Annotated in this window: 18 protein-coding genes; 16 read left to right on the top strand and 2 right to left on the bottom strand. The window is 72.5% G+C overall.

The features are described from left to right. Positions 1-116 precede the first annotated feature (116 nt). Positions 117-737 carry a TetR/AcrR family transcriptional regulator gene (locus tag JOD60_RS00290; RefSeq protein WP_076691720.1) on the top strand — a complete coding sequence of 207 codons (621 nt, stop codon included), beginning with the start codon at positions 117-119 and terminating at the stop codon, positions 735-737. A 43-nt stretch (positions 738-780) separates the two neighbouring features. Here the strand turns inward: JOD60_RS00290 and JOD60_RS00285 are convergent, their stop codons facing one another. Next, the gene (locus JOD60_RS00285; protein ID WP_232321653.1) at positions 781-1,959 is read right to left on the bottom strand and encodes a sensor histidine kinase; all 1,179 of its coding nucleotides are present in this window, start codon (positions 1,957-1,959) and stop codon (positions 781-783) included. Between the two features lie 61 nt (positions 1,960-2,020). Between JOD60_RS00285 and JOD60_RS00280 the strand changes: the two genes are divergently transcribed. Next, a complete protein-coding gene (locus tag JOD60_RS00280) occupies positions 2,021-2,560 on the top strand; it encodes a YaeQ family protein (protein WP_076691719.1) in 540 nt (179 codons plus the stop codon). A gap of 18 nt (positions 2,561-2,578) precedes the next feature. Here the strand turns inward: JOD60_RS00280 and JOD60_RS00275 are convergent, their stop codons facing one another. After that, a complete protein-coding gene (locus JOD60_RS00275; protein WP_076691718.1) occupies positions 2,579-2,974 on the bottom strand; it encodes an NUDIX hydrolase in 396 nt (131 codons plus the stop codon). Between the two features lie 53 nt (positions 2,975-3,027). Between JOD60_RS00275 and JOD60_RS00270 the strand changes: the two genes are divergently transcribed. From JOD60_RS00270 to JOD60_RS00205, 14 genes are all read left to right on the top strand, one after another. Beyond that, a complete protein-coding gene (locus JOD60_RS00270; protein WP_076691717.1) occupies positions 3,028-4,533 on the top strand; it encodes an SDR family NAD(P)-dependent oxidoreductase in 1,506 nt (501 codons plus the stop codon). 120 nt (positions 4,534-4,653) lie between these two features. Further along, complete coding sequence (locus tag JOD60_RS00265) at positions 4,654-5,349, top strand: SDR family oxidoreductase (protein ID WP_084202064.1); 696 nt, start codon at positions 4,654-4,656, stop codon at positions 5,347-5,349. Positions 5,350-5,405: 56 nt separating this feature from the next. Continuing rightward, positions 5,406-5,693 carry a hypothetical protein gene (locus JOD60_RS00260; protein ID WP_076691715.1) on the top strand — a complete coding sequence of 96 codons (288 nt, stop codon included), beginning with the start codon at positions 5,406-5,408 and terminating at the stop codon, positions 5,691-5,693. Positions 5,694-5,700: 7 nt separating this feature from the next. After that, positions 5,701-6,177, top strand: coding sequence for a glutaminase (locus JOD60_RS00255; protein WP_076691714.1), 477 nt, complete (start codon positions 5,701-5,703; stop codon positions 6,175-6,177). Between the two features lie 450 nt (positions 6,178-6,627). Then, positions 6,628-8,838 (top strand): glycogen debranching protein GlgX, encoded by a 2,211-nt coding sequence (gene glgX, locus JOD60_RS00250; RefSeq protein ID WP_076691713.1) that lies wholly within the window; start codon positions 6,628-6,630, stop codon positions 8,836-8,838. 7 nt (positions 8,839-8,845) lie between these two features. Next, on the top strand, positions 8,846-11,404 hold the full coding sequence (treY, locus tag JOD60_RS00245) for a malto-oligosyltrehalose synthase (RefSeq protein WP_076691712.1): 2,559 nt from the start codon (positions 8,846-8,848) through the stop codon (positions 11,402-11,404). A 162-nt stretch (positions 11,405-11,566) separates the two neighbouring features. Next, entirely contained in the window at positions 11,567-13,219 is a 1,653-nt protein-coding gene (locus JOD60_RS00240) for a TIGR04028 family ABC transporter substrate-binding protein (protein ID WP_076691711.1), read from the top strand. Between the two features lie 62 nt (positions 13,220-13,281). Continuing rightward, positions 13,282-14,253 (top strand): ABC transporter permease, encoded by a 972-nt coding sequence (locus JOD60_RS00235; protein WP_076691710.1) that lies wholly within the window; start codon positions 13,282-13,284, stop codon positions 14,251-14,253. After that, positions 14,250-15,113, top strand: a complete 864-nt coding sequence (locus tag JOD60_RS00230) for an ABC transporter permease (RefSeq protein ID WP_076691709.1) — start codon at positions 14,250-14,252, stop codon at positions 15,111-15,113. Before JOD60_RS00235 ends, JOD60_RS00230 begins: the two co-directional genes overlap by 4 nt. Beyond that, positions 15,110-16,810, top strand: coding sequence for a dipeptide ABC transporter ATP-binding protein (locus JOD60_RS00225; RefSeq protein ID WP_084202063.1), 1,701 nt, complete (start codon positions 15,110-15,112; stop codon positions 16,808-16,810). The genes JOD60_RS00230 and JOD60_RS00225 overlap by 4 nt, the downstream gene beginning before the upstream one ends. Next, positions 16,807-17,877 (top strand): putative FMN-dependent luciferase-like monooxygenase, encoded by a 1,071-nt coding sequence (locus JOD60_RS00220; protein ID WP_076691708.1) that lies wholly within the window; start codon positions 16,807-16,809, stop codon positions 17,875-17,877. Before JOD60_RS00225 ends, JOD60_RS00220 begins: the two co-directional genes overlap by 4 nt. Then, the gene (locus tag JOD60_RS00215; protein WP_076691707.1) at positions 17,874-18,506 is read left to right on the top strand and encodes a CMD domain protein; all 633 of its coding nucleotides are present in this window, start codon (positions 17,874-17,876) and stop codon (positions 18,504-18,506) included. Before JOD60_RS00220 ends, JOD60_RS00215 begins: the two co-directional genes overlap by 4 nt. Before the next feature lies 1 nt (position 18,507). Beyond that, entirely contained in the window at positions 18,508-19,137 is a 630-nt protein-coding gene (locus JOD60_RS00210) for an alkylhydroperoxidase domain protein (RefSeq protein ID WP_076691706.1), read from the top strand. Continuing rightward, entirely contained in the window at positions 19,134-19,790 is a 657-nt protein-coding gene (locus tag JOD60_RS00205) for a VOC family protein (protein WP_076691705.1), read from the top strand. The genes JOD60_RS00210 and JOD60_RS00205 overlap by 4 nt, the downstream gene beginning before the upstream one ends. Positions 19,791-19,816: the final 26 nt, after the last annotated feature.

Below are 19,816 nucleotides of genomic sequence, written 5' to 3'. Positions count from 1 at the left end.
GTTCAGTAATAATGACAGAGGGACGGGATGCCGGCAATGCGCGTCCGGCGCCCGCGCACCGTGATCGCCGTCGGGTCGTCAGGCCGTCGGGTCGTCAGTTCTGGGAAGGTGGAGGCATGGCGACACCCGACCTCGACTCCCCGCCGCCGCGCCGCGGCCGGCCGGGGTACGACCGTGAGCAGGTGGTGCGCATCGCGGTGCAGCTGTTCAACGAGCAGGGCTACGACGCGACCTCGGTCGCCGACCTCGCCGCCCGGCTGGGCCTGACGAAGTCGGCCCTGTACCACCACGTCGCCTCGAAGGAGGCGATTCTGCAGAGCGCCCTCGACGACGCGCTGGGTGCCCTGGAGGGTGCGCTCGCCGAGGCCCTCGCGACGCAGGACGCCGCGATCGACCGGCTGCGCCACGTCGTGCGCGGCGCCGTGCGCGTGCTGACCGAGCGGCTCCCCGAGGTGACGCTGCTGCTGCGAGTGCGGGGCAACAGCGACGCCGAGAGGTCCGCCCTCGAGCGGCGGCGCGCGTTCGATCAGCGGGTGACGGCGATCGTCCGCGACGCGCAGCGCGAGGGCGCGCTCGCCGACGACATCGACGCCGCCGTCGCGACGCGGCTCGTATTCGGCATGGTCAACTCCCTCACCGAGTGGTATCGCCCCGGCGGCGCGGTCGACCCCGACCGCCTCGCCGACGACGTGCTGCGTGTCGCCCTCGACGGACTCGATCGCCCCGCCGCGCCGTAGCGCGCGTTCGGCGCGCGGGGCGCGCGCGGTGCCGGGTGCCGGCTCAGTCGCGCAACGTGACCCGCAGGCGCGCGCCGCCCAGCGGGGAGTCGTCGATCGCGATGCGCCCGCCGTGGATCTGCACGATGCGGCGGCAGGTCGCCAGTCCCAGACCGAGTCCCGGCACGTCGCGCTCGTCGCCGCGCTCCATCGCACCGAACACGCGGTCGCGCTGATCCGCGGGTACCCCGGGACCGTTGTCGTCGACCGTGAGGCTCCAGCCCTGCTCGGTGCGGACGGCGGTGATCTCGACGAGTGGGCGGATGCCGGTGGCGAGCGCGAACTTCACCGCGTTGGCGACCAGGTTCTGCACCAGCAGGCTCAAGAGCATCGGGTCGCCGACGACCGTGTCGGTCTCCTCCGCGATCGTCGCCGTCACCGAGGCCTCGGCGGCGGCGATGGCCGCCGAGAGGTCGTCGAGGGCGGTCGCGACGATCTCTCGCAGGGACGAGCGATCGCGGCGCGGCTGCGCGCCGCCCGCACGGGCGTAGGCGAGCAGGTCGGTGATCATCCCCTCCATCCGCGTGGCGGCGGCTTCGGCCTGGTCGACGGCACGGGCGATGCGCGGCAGCGCGCCGGATGCGGCGGCCTCGGCGGCGAGGTCGAGGTGGCCGACGAGAGCGGTCAGCGGATTGCGCAGATCGTGGCTGACCTGTCCCGCGAAGTGGGCCAGCTCGCCGTTCGAGCGCTCCAGTTCCTGCGTCAGCCGGCGCAATTCCAGCACCTCGACCGCCTGATGCGCGAGCAGATCGAGCGCCGCGCTCTGCTCCGCGGTGAGCGACCCCGTCGCCTCATCGAACACGCACAGGGTGCCGATGGAGATTCCCGCCGGGGTGATCAGAGGGCTCGAGGCGTAGAAGCGGACGCGTCCCAGCTCGCCGGTGACGAAGGGGTTGTCGGTGAAGCGGCGGTCCCGCTGCGCATCGGGAACGAGCACGTGACGGGCATCCTGCAGCACGACGGCGCACATCGAGTCCTCGCGCCCGCACACCCCGGCGTCGAACCCGACGGCCGCGACCTGATGCTGCGCGCGGTCGTCGATGATGTTGACCACCGCGGTGGGCACCTGGCACAGCGTCGCCGCAAGCTGGGCCAGAGACACCAGGCTGGGCTCGACGGGCGCGCCGACGATCCCGTAATCGGCGATGGCCTCGACCCGCGCCCTGTCCTCGACCGTCTGCACGTGTGTCCTCCCCAGGTGGCTGCCGCAACAGGATATCGGGGCGGGCACGTAGGCTCGAGGGATGGCCGCAGGCGCAGTGATCCACACCTTCGACGTGCAGCTCGCGGACCTCGACCGCGGGGTGTACGAGGATCTGTCACTGCGCATGGCCCGGCATCCGTCCGAGACCGACGCCTTCATGGTGACGCGCCTGCTCGCCTACTGCCTCGAGCACGCCGAGGGGATCGCGTTCACGGAGGGGATCTCGGCGACCGACGAGCCCGCGGTTCTGGTGCGCGACGCGACCGGGGCGATCACGGCGTGGATCGAGGTGGGCGCGCCGGATGCCGACCGGCTGCACCGCGGCAGCAAGCTCGCGGACCGCACCGTGATCTACAGCCACCGCGACCCCGCGAAGCTCCTGCCGCTGTGGGCGGGCAAGAAGATCCACCGCGCCGACGAGATCGTGCTGCGCACGTTCGACGCCGGATTCGTGGATGCCGCGGCCGCCGCCGTCGCGCGGCGCAACACCCTGACGCTGTCGGTGACCGAGGGTCAGCTGTACCTCGACCTCAACGGCACGAGCCTCAGCTCGGCCGTGCACGACCACCCGCTGGCGTAGCGCCGCGGCGCCCGCGCGTCAGGCCGGCAGGAAGTTCTCGCGCGCCAGCGGCGCGACCTCCAGAGTGTGAGCCTCGGCGCGCGACACCCACCGCAGCTCGGCGATCTCCGCAGCCGCGGCGGGCCGCTGCCCACCGATGTCGACGGCGAAGACGTCGGCGACCACGACGAATCCGGGCTCGTTGGCCGCGGCCGCCTCGAATCGGCCGAGGGGCGCGAGCGCGGCGGCATCCACCACCAGGCCCAGCTCCTCGGCGAGTTCGCGGCTCAGGGTCTCGGCGGGCGTCTCGCCGGCCTCGGGCTTGCCGCCGGGCTGCATGAACGAGGTCGTGCCGGCCTTGCGCACGAGCAGCAGCCGGTCATCCGCATCGACGATGACGGCGGCCGAGACGTGGATGCGGCGGGTGATGGTCACGCTGGCACGGTAGCAGGCGGGGAGTTCCCCAGCCGCGGCGAATAGAATCTCGTGTGCCCGAGACGCCCCCGACCGCCCCCGCGACCCCCGTCGACCCTGCCGGCGACCGCCGTCCGAGCGGCATCGATCCGGCGGAGCTCGAGGTGACGCTGCGTGTGCTCGCACAGTTGGATGCCGTCGACCAGACCCATCCCGACTTCATCGCCGTCCGCCAGGCGACCGCGAAGATGTTCAAGGCCGCGAAGATCGCCCGCCGCAAGCAGCTGCGCGAAGAGGAGGCCGCTGCCGACCGGGCCGTGGTCGCCGCGACGGCCACCGGGGCGCCGGACCGGATCGACGACGAGACCCGCGGCATCCCCATCAGCACGTCCACCACCGCGCCGACGGCGGGGACGCTCCGCAAGGCCCGCGCCTGCTACATCTGCAAGCAGCCGTACACGCTCGTCGACGCGTTCTACCACCAGCTCTGCCCCGCCTGCGCGGCGATGAGTCACGCCAAGCGCGACGCGCGCACCGACCTCACCGGCCGGCGGGCCCTGCTCACCGGCGGACGCGCCAAGATCGGCATGTACATCGCGCTGCGGCTGCTGCGCGACGGCGCGCACACCACCATCACGACGCGGTTCCCGCGCGACGCCGTGCGGCGCTTCTCGAGCCTGCCCGACGCGGCGGACTGGCTGCACCGGCTGAAGGTCGTCGGCATCGATCTGCGCGACCCGGCCCAGGTTCTCGGGCTCGCCGACGACGTCGCCGCGGCCGGGCACCTCGACATCCTCATCAACAACGCGACGCAGACGGTGCGGCGCTCGCCGGGGGCGTACCAGCCGCTGGTGGATGCCGAGTTGGCACCCCTTCCGGACGGTCCGCTGCCCGAGCTCGTGACCTTCGGGCATACCAACGACCAGCATCCGCAGGCCCTCGAGCGCTCGGTCACCGCCCATCCGATCCTCGCGGCGGCCGCCTCGCGCGCCGACGAGCTCACCGAGCAGGCGATGGCCGCCGGATCCAGCTCGCTAGAGCGTCTCGCCGCCGGCACCGCGATCGACGCGGGCGGGCTCATCCCCGACCTGCACCACACCAACTCGTGGGTGCAGTCGGTCGACGAGGTCGACCCGCTGGAGATGCTCGAGGTGCAGCTGGCGAACACGACGGCACCGTTCCTGCTGATCTCCAAGCTGCGCGCGTCGCTCGCGGCAAGCCCCGCCCGCCGCACCTACATCGTCAACGTCAGCGCGATGGAGGGCGTGTTCAACCGCGGGTACAAGGGACCGGGGCATCCGCACACCAACATGGCCAAGGCGGCCGTCAACATGCTGACCCGCACGAGCGCGCGGGAGATGTTCGAGTCCGACAGCATCCTCATGACCAGCGTCGACACCGGCTGGATCACCGACGAGCGCCCGCATCCCACGAAGGTCCGGCTCGCGGAGGAGGGCTTCCACGCGCCGCTCGACCTCGTCGACGGTGCCGCGCGCGTCTACGACCCGATCGTTCGCGGCGAAGCGGGCGAAGACCTGTTCGGTGTGTTCCTGAAGGACTACAGACCCGGCGCGTGGTGACCCGCGGGCGCTAGTCGGCGGGATCTAGTCCTCGCCCCGCGGGCGGGCTCGGGGGGTCGACGGGGGGCTGGGGTCGGCGGGCGGGGCGGGGCGGGGCGGGGCGATGCGAGGATGGGTGCCATGACGACGCACGTGATCACCGGCGCCGGCTCGGGTATCGGGCGGATCGTCGCCGAGCGGCTGCACGCCCGCGGCGACCAGCTCGTCGTCGTGGCCCGCGACGCCGCGCGCGCCACGGAGCTGACCGAAGTGTTCCCCGGCAGCATCCCCGTCGTCGCGGACCTCGCCCGTCCGGAGACGATCGCCGAGGCAGTTCAGGATGCCGGGGTCCCGGCATCCGTCGACGCGCTCATCCACGCGGCGGGCATCGTGGAGCTCGGCGCCGTCGCCGACCTGCCGGTCACGGCCTGGACGAGCCAGCTCGCTGTCAACCTCGTCGCCCCCGCCGAGCTCACCCGCGTGCTGCTGCCGCGCGTGCGCGCCGCGCGCGGCCAGGTGCTGTTCGTCAACTCCGGCGCGGGGCTCACCGCCCACCCCGACTGGGCGGCGTACGCCGCGTCGAAGCACGGCCTGAAAGCGCTCGCCGACGCCCTGCGCGGCGAGGAGGCGCGCCACGGCGTGCGCGTGACGACCGTCTACCCCGGCCGCACCGCGACGCCCATGCAGGAGAAGGTCCACGCCCAGGAGGGCGCGGACTACGACGCCGACCGGTGGATCGACCCGGCATCCGTCGCCACGGCCATCATCACGGCACTGGATCTGCCGCGCGACGCCGTCATCAGCGACCTCTCGGTTCGCCCCGGGCCGCGCGCGTGAGGCGGGCGCTCGCGCGCGCCGCCCGACGACGAGAGCGCGACGCTATCGTGTGAGCCGTGGAGCATCTGGACACCGCGATCGTGCTGATCCCGCTGCTCGCGGTGATCGCGCCGCTCGCCGCCCGGGCGATCGGGCCGCGGCTGCGGGTGCCGGTGGTCGTGTTCGAGCTCGCTCTCGGGTTTCTCGTGCCACTGTTCTTCATCTACACCGGCGTGACCTTCGACCTCGCGTCGCTGCTCGACGACCCGGGAATGCTCTCCGTGCTGCTGTTCCCCCTCATCGGCATGGCTCTGCGCGGCGACCGGGTGTCGTCGACGACTGTCCGCGTCGACGACGAGGTGTGAGGCGCGGATGGATGCGGAGACCGACGTGAAGGCGCTGTTCGATGACGCACGGCGCCGCCTGGCCGGGTCGCCGCGCGAGCGACTGGGCGACTGGGCGCACGCACGCCGGCTGCTCGGGTTCGGCCGGGCGCCGCGCATCGTTCCGGTCGGCGAGGCGTGGCACGTCGGAGTGCTCCTGATCGCGGATGCCGCGGTCTACGCCACCGGCGAGATCCTCCGCGCCCGGACCGAGGCGCCGCGCGGCTACACGGCGCAGGCGCAGCGCGAGCGGTCTGAGCGCGCCGCGGCCGCCGCGCGCGGCGGCTTCGCCGACGGCGAGACGCTGCACCTGGGAGCCGTGGAGATCGACGTGGACGCGGTGTCCCGGGGCGGCGCCTCCGGCCCGCTCGCGATTGTCGGCGGCATCCCGTCGGTGGTGTGGAACGCCGCCGGCGCGAGGCGTCCGCTGGCCGAGTACCTCGACGAGCAGCTGTCGCTGCGCTGACCCGCGGTGCGTCGCCCTGCGCCGCGTCCGGCGTCGAGCCGCGAACCCGGGGTGCCTCGCGGCGAGACGCGGTCCCTGCACCGAGACACCGCCCCTGCACCCGTGTCTCGGTGCAGGAACGGTGTCTCGCCGCCGTCGAGGGGATGCTGGGGGGCTTGGCCGCGGGCCTCGACGCCATCCGCGCGCTCGGGGTGCCGATCGAGCGGGCGCATCCCACCCCCTCACCCCACCTCACGACGCCGAGTGCGCCTCTTCTCGCCGAGAGGGCCCGCTGTGTACCGCTGCGAACAGGCGCGGTCGGCGAGAACAGGCCCGCTCGGCGAAACGGCGCGTCGGCGCGGCGACGGATGCCGCATAGCAAGTGCGCGGGCGCGCGTCCAGGCCCCCGCGACGACATCCCCGCGTAACCTCCGGGGTTCTAGGCTGAGGGTACTGAACAGGGGAGAGCACATGCAGGTGTGGCCGGGTTCCGCGTATCCGCTGGGGGCGACCTTCGATGGCAACGGCACGAACTTCGCGCTGTTCAGCGAAGGGGCCGAGAAGGTGGAGCTGTGCCTGTTCGACGATCGGGGCAAGGAGAGCCGCGTCGAACTCGTCGACGTCGACGCCCACGTGTGGCACGCGTACCTGCCGACGGTCCAGCCGGGGCAGCGCTACGGCTACCGCGTGTACGGGCCCAACGATCCCGAGAACGGGCAGCGGTTCAACGCGAACAAGTTGCTGCTCGACCCCTACGCGAAGGCCGTCGATGGCCAGGTCGAGTGGGGCCAGTCGGTGTTCGGCTACAACTTCGGCGATCCCGACTCGCGCAACGACGACGACTCCGCACAGGCGATGATGAAGGGCGTCGTGATCAACCCGTTCTTCGACTGGGCGGGCGACCGGCAGCCGAAGACGCCCTACGCCGAGAGCGTCATCTACGAGGCGCACGTGAAGGGGCTCACCGAGCGGCACCCGGACATTCCGGAGGAGATCCGCGGGACGTACAGCGCGATCGCGCATCCGGTCATCATCGAGCACCTCAAGCGCATCGGCGTGACGGCGATCGAACTCATGCCCGTGCACCAGTTCGTCAACGACTCGACGCTCCAGGAGAAGGGGCTGTCGAACTACTGGGGCTATAACACGATCGCCTTCCTCGCACCGCAGAACACATACTCCTCGGCCGGCCAGCGCGGCCAGCAGGTGCAGGAGTTCAAGGGGATGGTGCGGGCCCTGCACGCGGCAGGCATCGAGGTCATCCTCGACGTCGTGTACAACCACACCGCCGAAGGCAACCACCTGGGGCCGACCCTGTCGATGCGCGGCATCGACAACGAGGCCTACTACCGCCTCGAACAGACCGACAAGCGCTACTACACCGACTACACCGGCACGGGCAACAGCCTGAACGTCGGCAACCCGCACACGCTGCAGCTCATCATGGACTCGCTGCGGTACTGGGTGCTGGAGATGCACGTCGACGGCTTCCGGTTCGACCTGGCGGCGACCCTCGCGCGCGAGTTCTACGAGGTCGACCGCCTCGCGGCGTTCTTCGAGATCGTGCAGCAGGATCCGGTGGTCAGTCAGGTCAAGCTCATCGCCGAGCCGTGGGACCTCGGCCCCGGCGGCTACCAGGTCGGCAACTTCCCGCCGCAGTGGACGGAGTGGAACGGCAAGTACCGCGACACCGTGCGCGACTTCTGGCGCGGCGAGCCTTCGACGCTCGGCGAGTTCGCGTCGCGACTGACGGGATCGGCCGATCTCTACGAGCACGACGGCCGCAGCCCCGTGGCATCCATCAACTTCGTCACGGCGCACGACGGCTTCACGCTGCGCGATCTCGTGTCGTACAACGAGAAGCACAACGAAGCCAACGGCGAGCAGAACAACGACGGCGAATCGCACAACCGCTCGTGGAACTGCGGCGTCGAAGGCCCGACCGACGACCCCGCCGTGTTGACGCTGCGCGCGCGGCAGCAACGCAACTTCCTCGCGACGCTGCTGATCAGCCAGGGCGTCCCGATGATCAGCCACGGCGACGAGCTCGGCCGCACGCAGGGCGGCAACAACAACGGCTACGCGCAGGACAACGAGATCACATGGGTCGACTGGGAGCACATCGACCAGCCGCTCATCGAGTTCACCGCCGCCCTCACCCGCCTGCGCCGCGAGCACCCGACGTTCCGGCGCAGCCGGTTCTTCAACGGCCGCCCGATCCGCCGGGAGGAGGGCGCGCCGGTGCCCGACATCGCGTGGCTGCGGCCCGACGGCACCGAGATGCAGCCCGAGGACTGGGATTCCGGGTTCGGCCGCGCGATCGGGGTGTTCCTCAACGGCAACGGCATCCGCGAGCGCGATCGCCGCGGCGAGCCCATCACCGACCGGCACTTCTTCGTGCTGTTCAACGGGGGCGACGAGCCGATCGACTTCACGATCCCGACGGCGCAGTACAGCCCGCGGTGGGACGTCGTGGTGGACACCGCCGGGCATCTCGCCGACTCCGGGCCGCGCTCGGGGGGCGATGTCATCGCGCTGGACGCGCGTTCGCTCGTCGTGCTCCGCGACCACGAGGACGACACGCCCGAGACCGATCACTCGGTCGCCGCGTCGCTGGCGGCGCTGACGACGCCGATCGATCTCGTGCCGGCCCAGGCGCCGACCATCGAGCTGCCCCACTGAGGCCCTCGTGACCTCGACGCCCCGACCCCGCTCGACGTATCGCCTGCAGGTGCGGGCGGAGTTCGATCTGGATGCCGCGGCATCCGTCACCGACTACCTCGCCGCGCTCGGGGTCGACTGGGCGTACCTGTCGCCGATCCTGCAGTCGGCCACGGGCTCCGCGCACGGGTACGACGTCGTCGACCCGACGCGCGTCGACGAGGCGCGCGGGGGAGCGGCGGCGCTGACCCGGTTCGTCGACGCGGCCCGGGCGGCGGGTCTCGGCATCCTCGTCGACATCGTGCCGAACCATCAGGGCGTGGCCGATCCGGGGGAGAACCCGTGGTGGTGGGACGTGCTGCTGCGCGGAGAGGCGTCGCCACACGCCGCCGCGTTCGACATCGACTGGGAGTTCGGCGACGGGCGGGTCGTGCTGCCCGTCCTGGGCGGCGACCTGGACGAGGTGCTCGCGGCCGGTGAGATCACGGTGGCGCCGGCGGATGCCGGGGCATCGGATGCCGGGGCGCGCGCGCCCTTCGGGACGGCGCGGTACTACGACCTCGTGCTGCCGTTGGCCGAGGGGACGGCGCCGCAGCAGGAGACGACGGATGCCGCGGTCGTGCGCGACGTGCTCGCCCGCCAGCACTGGCGGTGGGAGAACTGGCGACGGGATGCGCAGGCTCTGAACTACCGGCGATTCTTCACGGTGACCTCGCTCGCGGGGGTGCGCGTGGAGCTGCCTGAAGTGTTCGACGCGTCGCACGTCGAGATCCTGCGGTGGCTGCGCGAGGGGCTCGTGGACGGTCTGCGCATCGACCACCCCGACGGTCTCGCTGACCCCGGCGGCTACCTCGACCGCCTCGCCGCCGCGGCGGCCACCGCCCGGTCGTCGAGCGAGCGAGGAACCCCCCGGTCGTTGAGCGAGCGAGGAACGAGCGAGACGAAACGCCCCGACCCCTCCGCCGATCATCGCCCCGAGTCCCCCCTGTCCCACCCGATCCCCGTCTACGTCGAGAAGATCCTCGAGCCCGGCGAGCAGCTGCCCGGCTGGTGGGAGACCGAGGGCACGACCGGGTACGACGCGCTCGGGGAGATCGATCGGGTGCTCACCGACCCCGGCGGCGCGCTGGTGCTCGCCCAGCCGCCGCAGCCGCACGAATCCACGCCGCACGACCTCCCGCGCGTCGGTCCACTGACCCATGCACCCGACTGGCACGAGCTGATCGCCCGGACCAAGCGCGAGGTCGCCGACACGTCACAGGCCGCGGAGGTGGGCCGGATCATTCGGGCGATCCCCGACGGTCAGGGCAGCGCGTTCGAGGACGACGACGAGGCGCGCGACGCGATTGCCGAGCTCCTCGCCGCGTTCGGGGTCTACCGCGCGTATCTGCCCGCGGGGGCGGAGTACCTCGCGGAGGCGGTGGCCGCGGCATCCGCCCGCCGGCCCGACCTCGCGGTGCCGATCCGCACCGTGGCGCGCCTCATCCGCCGCGATCCGCGCGGCGAGTTCGCGACGCGGTTCATGCAGACGACCGGGCCGGTGATGGCCAAGGGCGTCGAGGACCGGGCGTTCTACCGCTACAGCCGGCTGACGTCGCTGAACGAGGTCGGCGGCGACCCGTCGCAGTTCTCGCTTGCGCCGCAGGCGTTCCACGACGCGTTCGCGCGGCGGCAGGCGTCGTGGCCGCACGCGCTGACGACGCTGACCACCCACGACACGAAGCGGTCGGAGGACACCCGCGCCCGCATCACCGTCATTGCCGAGGTGGCGGAGCGGTGGGTGGCGACCCTCAACGACCTGCGGGCGATCGCGTCGACCGGCGACAGGTCCCTCGACGACCTGCTGTGGCAGGCGGTCGTGGGGGCGTGGTCCGAGGACCCCGCCCTGCCGGAGCGGCTGCACGCCTACGCCGAGAAGGCGGCGCGCGAGGGCGGCGTCGGCACGAGCTGGGAAGACCCGGATGCCGACTTCGAGACGCGCGTCCACGCGTTGATCGACGCCGCGTTCGGCGCGGCGCGGCCGACGATCGAGACGATCGTCGCAGCGGTGGCCGGCCCCGGGCGCTCGAACGCGCTGTCGGCAAAGCTGCTCCAGGTGGCCGGTCCCGGCGTGCCGGATGTGTATCAGGGCACCGAGCTGTGGGACCACTCCCTCGTCGACCCCGACAACCGCCGCCCGGTCGATTTCGCGGCTCGCCGCGCGCTCCTAGCGCGCCTCGACGAGGGGTGGCTGCCGGGGGTCGACGACGAGGGGGCGGATGCCGGTGCCGCGAAGCTTCTCGTCACCTCGCGCACGCTGCGGCTGCGCCGCGACCGCCCGGACCTCTTCACGCGGTACACGCCGCTCGAGGCGGTGGGCGCGGCATCCGCTCACGCGATCGGCTTCGACCGCGGCGGGGCGATCGCCGTCGCGACGCGCCTGCCGGTCGGGCTCGCCGCCGCCGGCGGCTGGCGCGATACGGCCATGCTCGTGCCCTCAGGACGCTGGCGCGACGCATTCACCGGCGCCGAGTTCGACGGCGGTGGAGTGCCGTTGGCCGCGCTGCTGGCGCGGTACCCCGTCGCGCTGCTCACCGCCGCCGACTGAGCCGACGGCGCGCCGCGCGACCCGACATCGTTACGGCGCATGACCCCTCGTTACGGCGTGTGACGGACGCTTACGCCGCGTGACCGGCGGTTGGCGGCACCGCCGCCGCCAGTGGTGGGCTGGACTCTCCCGACCACAGCACCCGCCTCACTTGGAGTCCCCATGTCCCGTACCACTCGCGCGGTCCTCGCGGCGGCATCCGCTGTCGCCGTCGCCGCCCTCGTCGTCGGATGCTCGTCCGGCGGCGGCACCCCGGCATCCACCGCCGCCGGCGAACCGACCACCGGCGGCACCCTCACCTACCTCGAGCCGCAGGCGTGGGGCACGCTCTACCCGCCGTCCGCGGGCTTCTACCCCAACGGCGGCCTCGTCAACAACATCACCGACCGGCTGCTGTACCAGAACCCCGAGACGCTCGAGCTCGAGCCGTGGATCGCGACCGACTACACGGTCAACGACGACGCCACCGAGTACACGTTCGACCTGCGGACCGACGTCACCTACTCCGACGGCACGCCGCTGACGGCCGAGAACGTCGTCAAGAACATCGACCTCTACGGCAAGGGCGACACCGACCGCGCCCTCCCCGTCTCCGAAGCGATCAACAACTACGACCACGGTGAGGTGGTGGATGCCGACACCGTCGTGTTCCGCTTCACCGCACCCTCCCCGGGGTTCGCACAGGCCGTGTCGACCATCAACTCCGGTCTGCTCTCCGACGCGACCCTCGACCGCACCAGCGAGCAGTTCGGCCCGGGCAACGCGACCGAGATCATCGGCAGCGGCCCGTTCGTCGTCTCCGCCGAGGAGATCGGCACCAAGACGAGCGTGAAGGCCCGCGAGGACTACGACTGGGCCCCCGCCTCGCTCGAGCACCAGGGCCGCGCCTACCTCGACGGCATCGACTACGTCGTCGCCGCCGAGGACAGCGTCCGCGTCGGCACCGTCGTCGCCGGCCAGGCCGACATCGCCCGCCAGATCGAGGCGCCCGACGAGGCGCAATTCACCGCCTCCGGCCTCTCGCTCGTCGCCGCATCGACCAACGGCGTCAACAACGGCCTCAGCTTCCGCTTCCGCGAGCCGCGCCTGAGCGACATCCGCGTGCGTCAGGCGATCATCGCGGGCATCGACCGGCAGCAGATCGTCGACACCCTCTTCACCGAGAACTACCCGCTCGCGACCGGTGCGCTCGCCAAGACCGCGCTCGGCTACGTCGACACGTCCTCGTACTACGCGTACGACCCCGACAAGGCGTCCGAGCTCCTCGACGAGGCCGGCTGGACCCTCGGATCCGACGGCGTTCGTGAGAAGGACGGCCAGAAGCTGGCGCTCACCTTCAACGAGGCGCTGCCGCAGCCGCGCTCCAAGGAGGTCGTCACCCTCATCCAGGAGCAGCTGGGCAAGATCGGCATCGACGTCGAGCTGTACGCCGGCGACCAGGCGGCGCAGACCGCGGCATCCGCCGACCAGAGCGTCGTGCAGGTCTACCACTCCATGGTCGGCCGCGCTGACTTCGACGTGCTGAAGTCGCAGTACTTCTCGAAGAACCGCAACACGCTGCTGAACTTCAGCAAGGCCGACGGCTCGGTCGGCGACCAGGAGCTCGACACGCTGCTGCAGGCGATCGCCTCCGAGCCCACCACCGACGAGCGCACGGCGGCCTCCGCCGCGGCGCAGCAGTACCTCGCCGAGAACGCCTACATCCTGCCGATCTTCGAGGAGCCGCAGGTGTTCGGTCTCACCGCGAAGGTGCAGGGCTTCGCCACCGAGTCGGTCGGCCGCCCGTCGTTCTACTCCGCCTGGCTCGCGAACTGAGCCGCCGTCGCCCGGCGGGCGGGGCACGACGCCCCGCCCGCCGGGCGACCGAGAGGATCCCCATGTCGTACGTTCTGCACCGCGCCGGGCAGGCGCTGCTCGTGCTGGCGCTGGCCTACACCGGCGCCTACCTGCTGTTGGCCGCCCTCCCCGGCGACGCCATCATCGCGCGGTACGCCAACCCCGACCTCGGCCTCACCGACGCGCAGATCCAGGCGATCCGCGAGGCCCTCGGCGCCGACCAGCCGCTGATCGTCCAGTACGTGAAATCTATCGCCGGGTTCCTCACCGGCGACTTCGGCTACTCGGTCGCCAGCGGCGCCGCCGTCTCCGACCTCATCGCGACGGCGCTTCCGGCGACCCTCACCCTCGCCGTGCTGGGACTGGGGCTCGCGATCTTCCTCGGCGTCGTCATCGCCTTCACCGCGACCTACGGGCGCGGCACGTGGCTGCGGCGCTTCTTCCGCGGGCTGCCGCCGTTCTTCGTGTCGCTGCCGGTGTTCTGGATCGGCATCATCCTCATCCAGATCTTCTCGTTCCGCCTCGGCCTCGTGCCGGTCATCGGCGCCAACCCGGTGCAGGCGCTCATCCTGCCGGTGATCACCCTGTCGATCCCGATCGCCGCGCCTCTCGCGCAGGTGCTCATGCGCTCGATCGACGAGGTGCGCGAGCAGCCGTTCGTGACGGTCGTGCGCGCCCGCGGCGCCAGCACGTCGTGGCTGCTGTGGCGCAACGTCGCGCGCAACGCGCTCCTGCCGACCCTCACGATGGCGGGGCTCCTCTTCGGCGAGCTCGTCGGCGGCGCCGTCGTCACCGAGACGGTGTTCGCACGCCCGGGCATCGGGCAGCTGACGGCGCAGGCCGTCGCGAACCGCGACACCCCCGTGCTGCTTGCGGTCGTGGTCATCTCGACCGTCGCCTTCGTCGCGATCAACCTCATCGTCGACCTGCTCTACCCCGTGCTCGATGCCCGCCTGCGCACGCCCCGCGCCGCGAAAGCCGTGCGCGCCGACCCGATCGGAGTCCCGGCATGACCGCCCTCGCCTCGCTCCGGCTCCCCACGCGGGCCCCCGGCGGCGCCCGCGCCGACGGCCGGCGCGCCCTGCTGCAGCCGGGTGTGCTCATCCCGCTCGTCGTGCTCGCCCTCGCGGTGCTCTGGGCGGTGGCGCCGGGTCTGTTCACGTCGCAGAGCCCCACCGAGACCGTCGCGCCGTCCCTCCTCGCCCCGAGCGCCGAGCACTGGTTCGGCACCGACGCCACGGGGCGCGACCTCTATGCCCGCGTCGTCTACGGCGCCTCGCAGTCGATCATCGGCGCAATCGTCGCCGTCGCCGTCGGCCTCGTCGTCGGCACCGCGCTGGGCGTGACGGCGGGCGCCGTCGGCGGCGCGCTCGACGAGGTGCTCATGCGCCTCGTCGACGTGCTGCTGGCGATTCCCGGGCTGCTGCTGTCGCTCAGCGTCGTCATCCTGCTCGGGTTCGGCACCACCAACGCCGCGATCGCCGTCGGCGTGACCTCGATCGCCGTCTTCGCGCGCCTCGCACGCTCCCGCGTCGTGAGCGTGCGCGTCAGCGATTTCGTCGAGGCCGCGTACGGCTCGGGTGGCACGTTCTTCGGCGTGCTGTGGCGCCACGTGCTCCCCAACTCGCTCACTCCCGTCATCGCGCTCGCCGCCCTGCAGCTGGGGTCGGCGATCCTGCAGATCTCGACCCTCGGCTTCCTCGGGTACGGTGCGCCGCCGCCCACCCCGGAGTGGGGACTGCTCATCGCCGAGGGCCGCAACTACGTCGCGACGGCGTGGTGGCTGACGGTGCTCCCGGGCGCCGTCGTGGTGCTCGTCGTCCTCGCCACGAACCGCCTCAGCCAGGCGATCGGCCGAAAGGATGCCGCATGACCGCGCCCCTGCTGTCGATCCGCGACCTCGCCGTGCAGTACCGTACCCGTCGCGGCCCGGTCGACGCCGTCCGCGGCGTCTCGTTCGACGTCGAGGCCGGCAAGGTCACCGCCCTCGTCGGCGAGTCCGGCTCCGGCAAGTCCACCGTCGCGCAGTCGGTCATCGGCCTGCTCGCCGCCAACGGCCACGTCGCCGCCGGCAGCATCGAGCTGAACGAGCGGACCGATGGGCTCACCCCGCTCGTCGGCCTGTCCGAGAAGCGCTGGCGCCACCTGCGCGGACGCTGCATCGCCCTCATCCCGCAGGATCCCGGCAACTCGCTGAACCCCGTCACCACGATCGGCTCGAGCGTCTCCGAGGCCCTCCGCATCCACGGCTGGCACGATGCCCGCAAGATCCAGGCGCGCGTGATCGACCTGCTCGACCGCGTGGGCATCGACGATCCCGAGCTGCGCGCCCGGCAGCATCCGCACGAGCTCTCCGGAGGCATGCGCCAGCGGGTGCTCATCGCCGCGGCGCTCGCCCTCGAGCCCGAGCTCATCATCGCCGACGAGCCCACCAGCGCGCTCGACGTCACGGTGCAGCGCACGGTCCTCGACCTGCTGGACACGCTGCGAGAGGAGAGCGGCACCGGCATCCTGTTCATCACGCACGACCTCGCCGTCGCCGCCGACCGCTCCCACGAGATCGTCGTCATGCGCGGCGGCCAGGTGCAGGAGAAGGGCGCCACGGCCGACGTGCTCGCCGCGCCCGCCGCCGACTACACGCGCACCCTCCTCGCCGACGCCCCGTCGCTCGCGAGCGTCGTGGAGCGCACCCCTCCCGTCGTGGATGCCGCCGCCCGCCCCCTCGTCGAGGTCACGGGGCTCCGGCAGGAGTTCCGTCGCGCCGGGCGCGACCCGCTCGTCGCCGTCGACGACGTCTCGTTCACGATCGCCCGCGGCACCACCCACGCCCTCGTCGGCGAGTCCGGCTCGGGCAAGACGACGACCGGGCGCAGCATCGCCGGGTTCAACCGACCCACCGCCGGATCGATCCGGGTGGAGGATGCCGAGGTCACCGCGCTCCGCGGCAGCCGAGCGCGCCGCGCGTTCCACCGCAGCACCCAGCTCGTCTACCAGAACCCGTACGCGTCGCTCGACCCCCGGCAGAGCATCGCCGCGATCCTCGCGGAGCCGCTGCGCAACTACGGGCTGGGCACGCGCGCCGAGAGGGCGGAGCGTGTGGCGCACCACCTCGAGCTCGTCTCGCTCGCCCCGGAGATCGGGGCACGGCATCCGCGGGAGCTCTCCGGCGGTCAGCGCCAGCGCGTCGCGATCGCCCGCGCCCTCATCGTCGAACCTGAGCTCGTCGTGCTCGACGAGGCCGTGTCGGCCCTCGACGTCACGGTGCAGGCGCAGATTCTGCGGCTGCTCGCGCGCCTGCAGTCAGAGCTCGGCCTCACGTACGTGTTCATCTCCCACGACCTCGCCGTCGTGCGGCAGATCGCCGACACCGTCTCGGTGCTCCAGCGCGGTCGCCAGGTCGAGCACGGCACCGCGCGCGCGGTGTTCGACGCGCCGCAGCACCCGTACACGCAGCAACTGCTGGCCGCGATCCCCGGCGCCTCGCTGCGCGGTGGCGGGCCCGCCACCGGCACCGGCGCCACCGACCACACCGGGCAGAGCCCGGCTCAGAAGGAAGAGGTACCCGCATGAGTGGACCCAGGCTCGGGTTCTTCACCCGGCTGCTCGAGGACGCGTCCGCCGCCGACCGCTACCGCTTCGCGCTGGAGCAGATCGATCAGGCCGAGCGCAGCGGGTTCGCGTCGGCGTGGATCGCGCAGCACCACTTCGGCGAAGACGAGGGCGGCCTGCCGTCGCCGTTCGTGCTGCTGGCCGCCGCCGCCGAGCGCACGAGCCGCATCGCGCTGGCGACCGGCGTCGTCACCCTCCCGATCGACGATCCGCTGCGCGTCGCCGAAGACGCCGCCGTCCTCGACCAGCTGAGCGGCGGGCGGGTGCAGCTGGGGCTGGCGACGGGGGGCACTCCGTCGTCGTTCGCGGCGTTCGGGCGCGAGTCCGACCGCCGTCGCGAGATCTTCGCCGAACATCTCGAGGTGCTGCTCGACGCGCTGGGGGGTCGCGGCATCCGCGGCACCGACTCGCGCATCTATCCCGCCGCCGGCGACCTCGACCAGCGCATCTGGCAGGCGACGTTCTCGGCCGACGGCGGCCGGCGCGCCGGCGAACGCGGCGACGGCCTGCTGCTCTCGCGCACGCAGCCCCGCCCCGCGGACGCGCCCGACGCGCCGCTGCACGACCTGCAGCTGCCCATCATCGAGGCCTACCGCGAAGCGCTGCCCGACGGGGCGCCGGTGCGCGTGCTCGCCTCGCGCACCGCGCTGGTCGTCGACCCCGAGAACCGCACCCGCGCCCTCGAGCTCGCCGACGCGGGCCTGCGGCGCCTCGCCGAGACGATGTTCGGGCTCGACACCACCGGCCTCGGCATCGACGAGCTCGCCCGCGTCACCGACACCCACGTCGGCACCGTCGAGGAGGTGGTCGCCTCGCTCGCTCGCGACGAGACCCTCGCCGCCGTCAGCGACGTGTCGTTCCAGGTGCACTCCATCGCCGCGACCCACGAGCTGACGCTGCGCTCGCTGCAGCTGCTCGCCGACGAGGTCGCCCCGCGGCTCGGGTTCGCGACAGGACCGCAGGCCGCCGCCGACCTCCACCACGCGCACCGCACCCTCGTCACCGCCTCATCGGAAGGACTGTCATGACCACCGACATCATCGATCTGCTCGCCGGGATCTCGCCCGGCGACGCCCTCGACGCGGTGCGCGACCAGCGCCCGCAGGCCCGCGAGAACGCCCAGCGCAGCTTCGAGGCCCTGCTCGAACCGGCCGACCCCGGCACCTTCCCGCTCGCCGAGCGGTACGCGGTCGCCGCGTTCACGGCCCGCCTGCACGCGTTCGCCGAGGCGACCGCGTTCTACGACGACCTGCTCGCCGACGAGGCGCCGGAGCTCGCCGCCGCGGTCGTGACCGCGGCATCCGCCGCCGCGACGAGCGGCCCCTACGGCGACTACCGCGAGCCGGGGCTCGCCGCGGAGTCCCGTGCGGGGCTGCGCTGGGCGCCGGATGCCGAGACCATCGCCGCCGCAGGTCCCCGGCTGGCCGCGGCGCTCGCCCACACCCACCTGCTCGTCTTCCGTCCGCGCGAGGCGCGCCCCGATGCCCTGCAAGAGCTGACGGACGCCGGGTGGAGCCCCGACGACATCGTCTCGCTGTCGCAGCTCGTCGCGTTCCTGAGCTTCCAGCTGCGGCTCGCGTGGGGCCTGCGCGCGCTCGCCGCGGCATCCGTCCCCGCGCTCGCCACCTCGGCCACCGCGGCCACCGAAGGAGCCTGACATGACCGTCGTCACCGACTACCCCGACCTCGCCCGTCCCGACGCGTTCACGCAGCAGGGCCTCGGCTGGGTGCCGTGGCTGGCCCCCGTTGCAGAGGAGGAGCTCACCGACCTCCAGCGCGATGCCCTCATCGAGCCGGCGCGCGCCAAGATGCCCTACTTCCGGCTGCTCGCGCGCGACCCCGAGGCGCTGCGTGCGCGCACCCTCACCGACCTCGACATCTTCTTCAACGTCGACGGCGGCATCGGCCGCGCCGAGCGCGAACTGGCCGCGGCGGCCACCTCGCGCCGCAACGGCTGCGTCTTCTGCGCGTCGGTGCACGCCGCCGCCGCGACCCGCGAGTCGGGGCGCCGCGACGACGTGCAGCGGCTGCTCGACGAGGGCGTCGACGCCGATCTGGGCGACGAGACGTGGAACGCGGTGGTCGCGGCATCCGTCGCCCTCGCGGACACCCCGCTGGACTTCGGGGCCGACGACATCGCGCGGCTGCGCGGCGTGGGCCTCGGCGACGCGGAGATCGTCGACGTCATCGGCGGTGCGGCGTTCTTCAACTGGGCGAATCGCCTCATGCTCTCCCTCGGCGAGCCCGAGGTGCCGGCGCGCCGCGCCGGCGAGGGGGTGGCCGCATGAGCATCCCCACGCTTCTCGACCACATCGTCATCGCCGGGCCCGACCTGCAAGACCTCGTGGACTGGTTCGCCGAGCGCACCGGTGTCGTCGCCGCGCCCGGCGGGGCGCATCCGACCGGAACGGCGAACGCGCTCGTCGCGCTGACGATCGACGGCGCCCGCGGTCCGCAGTACATCGAGCTCATCGGGCCGAACCCGCGCCGGTCCGAGCCCGAGCTGCCCGCGACGTTCGGGATCAGCGGGTTGCGGGAGCCGCGCGTGCAGGCCTACGCCGTCCATCCCGACGACATCGAGGCGACCGTCGCGGCCGCCCGCGCGCGCGGCTACGATCCGGGTGACGTCAGCGACCTGTCGCGGCGCACCCCCGACGGCACGCTGCTGCAGTGGCGGCTCACGCGCGGGGAGGACCGGCGCCTGGACGTCCCCTTCCTCATCGACTGGGGCGCGACGGCGCAGCCCGGACTCGGCGACATCCCCACGATCGAGCTCGTCTCGTTCGTGCGGGTCGAGCCCGACCCGGAGCCGCTGCAGCGGGTGCTGGACGCGTATGGTCTGGGCGACGGCGCGGCCGAGGTCGTCGCCGCAGCCCCTGGGGAGGCCGCGGGCTTCCGCCTGACCCTCCGCACCGCCGACGGGGCGGTCGTCGAGCTGTGACAGCCGCGGGCGGTGCGGTGTCGCGG

The organism is Microbacterium aurum (assembly GCF_016907815.1).
GTDB classification, from domain to species: Bacteria; Actinomycetota; Actinomycetes; order Actinomycetales; family Microbacteriaceae; genus Microbacterium; species Microbacterium aurum.
The sequence above is the reverse complement of the archived record's forward strand: the minus strand, read 5'-3'. Positions and strand labels throughout refer to the sequence as shown.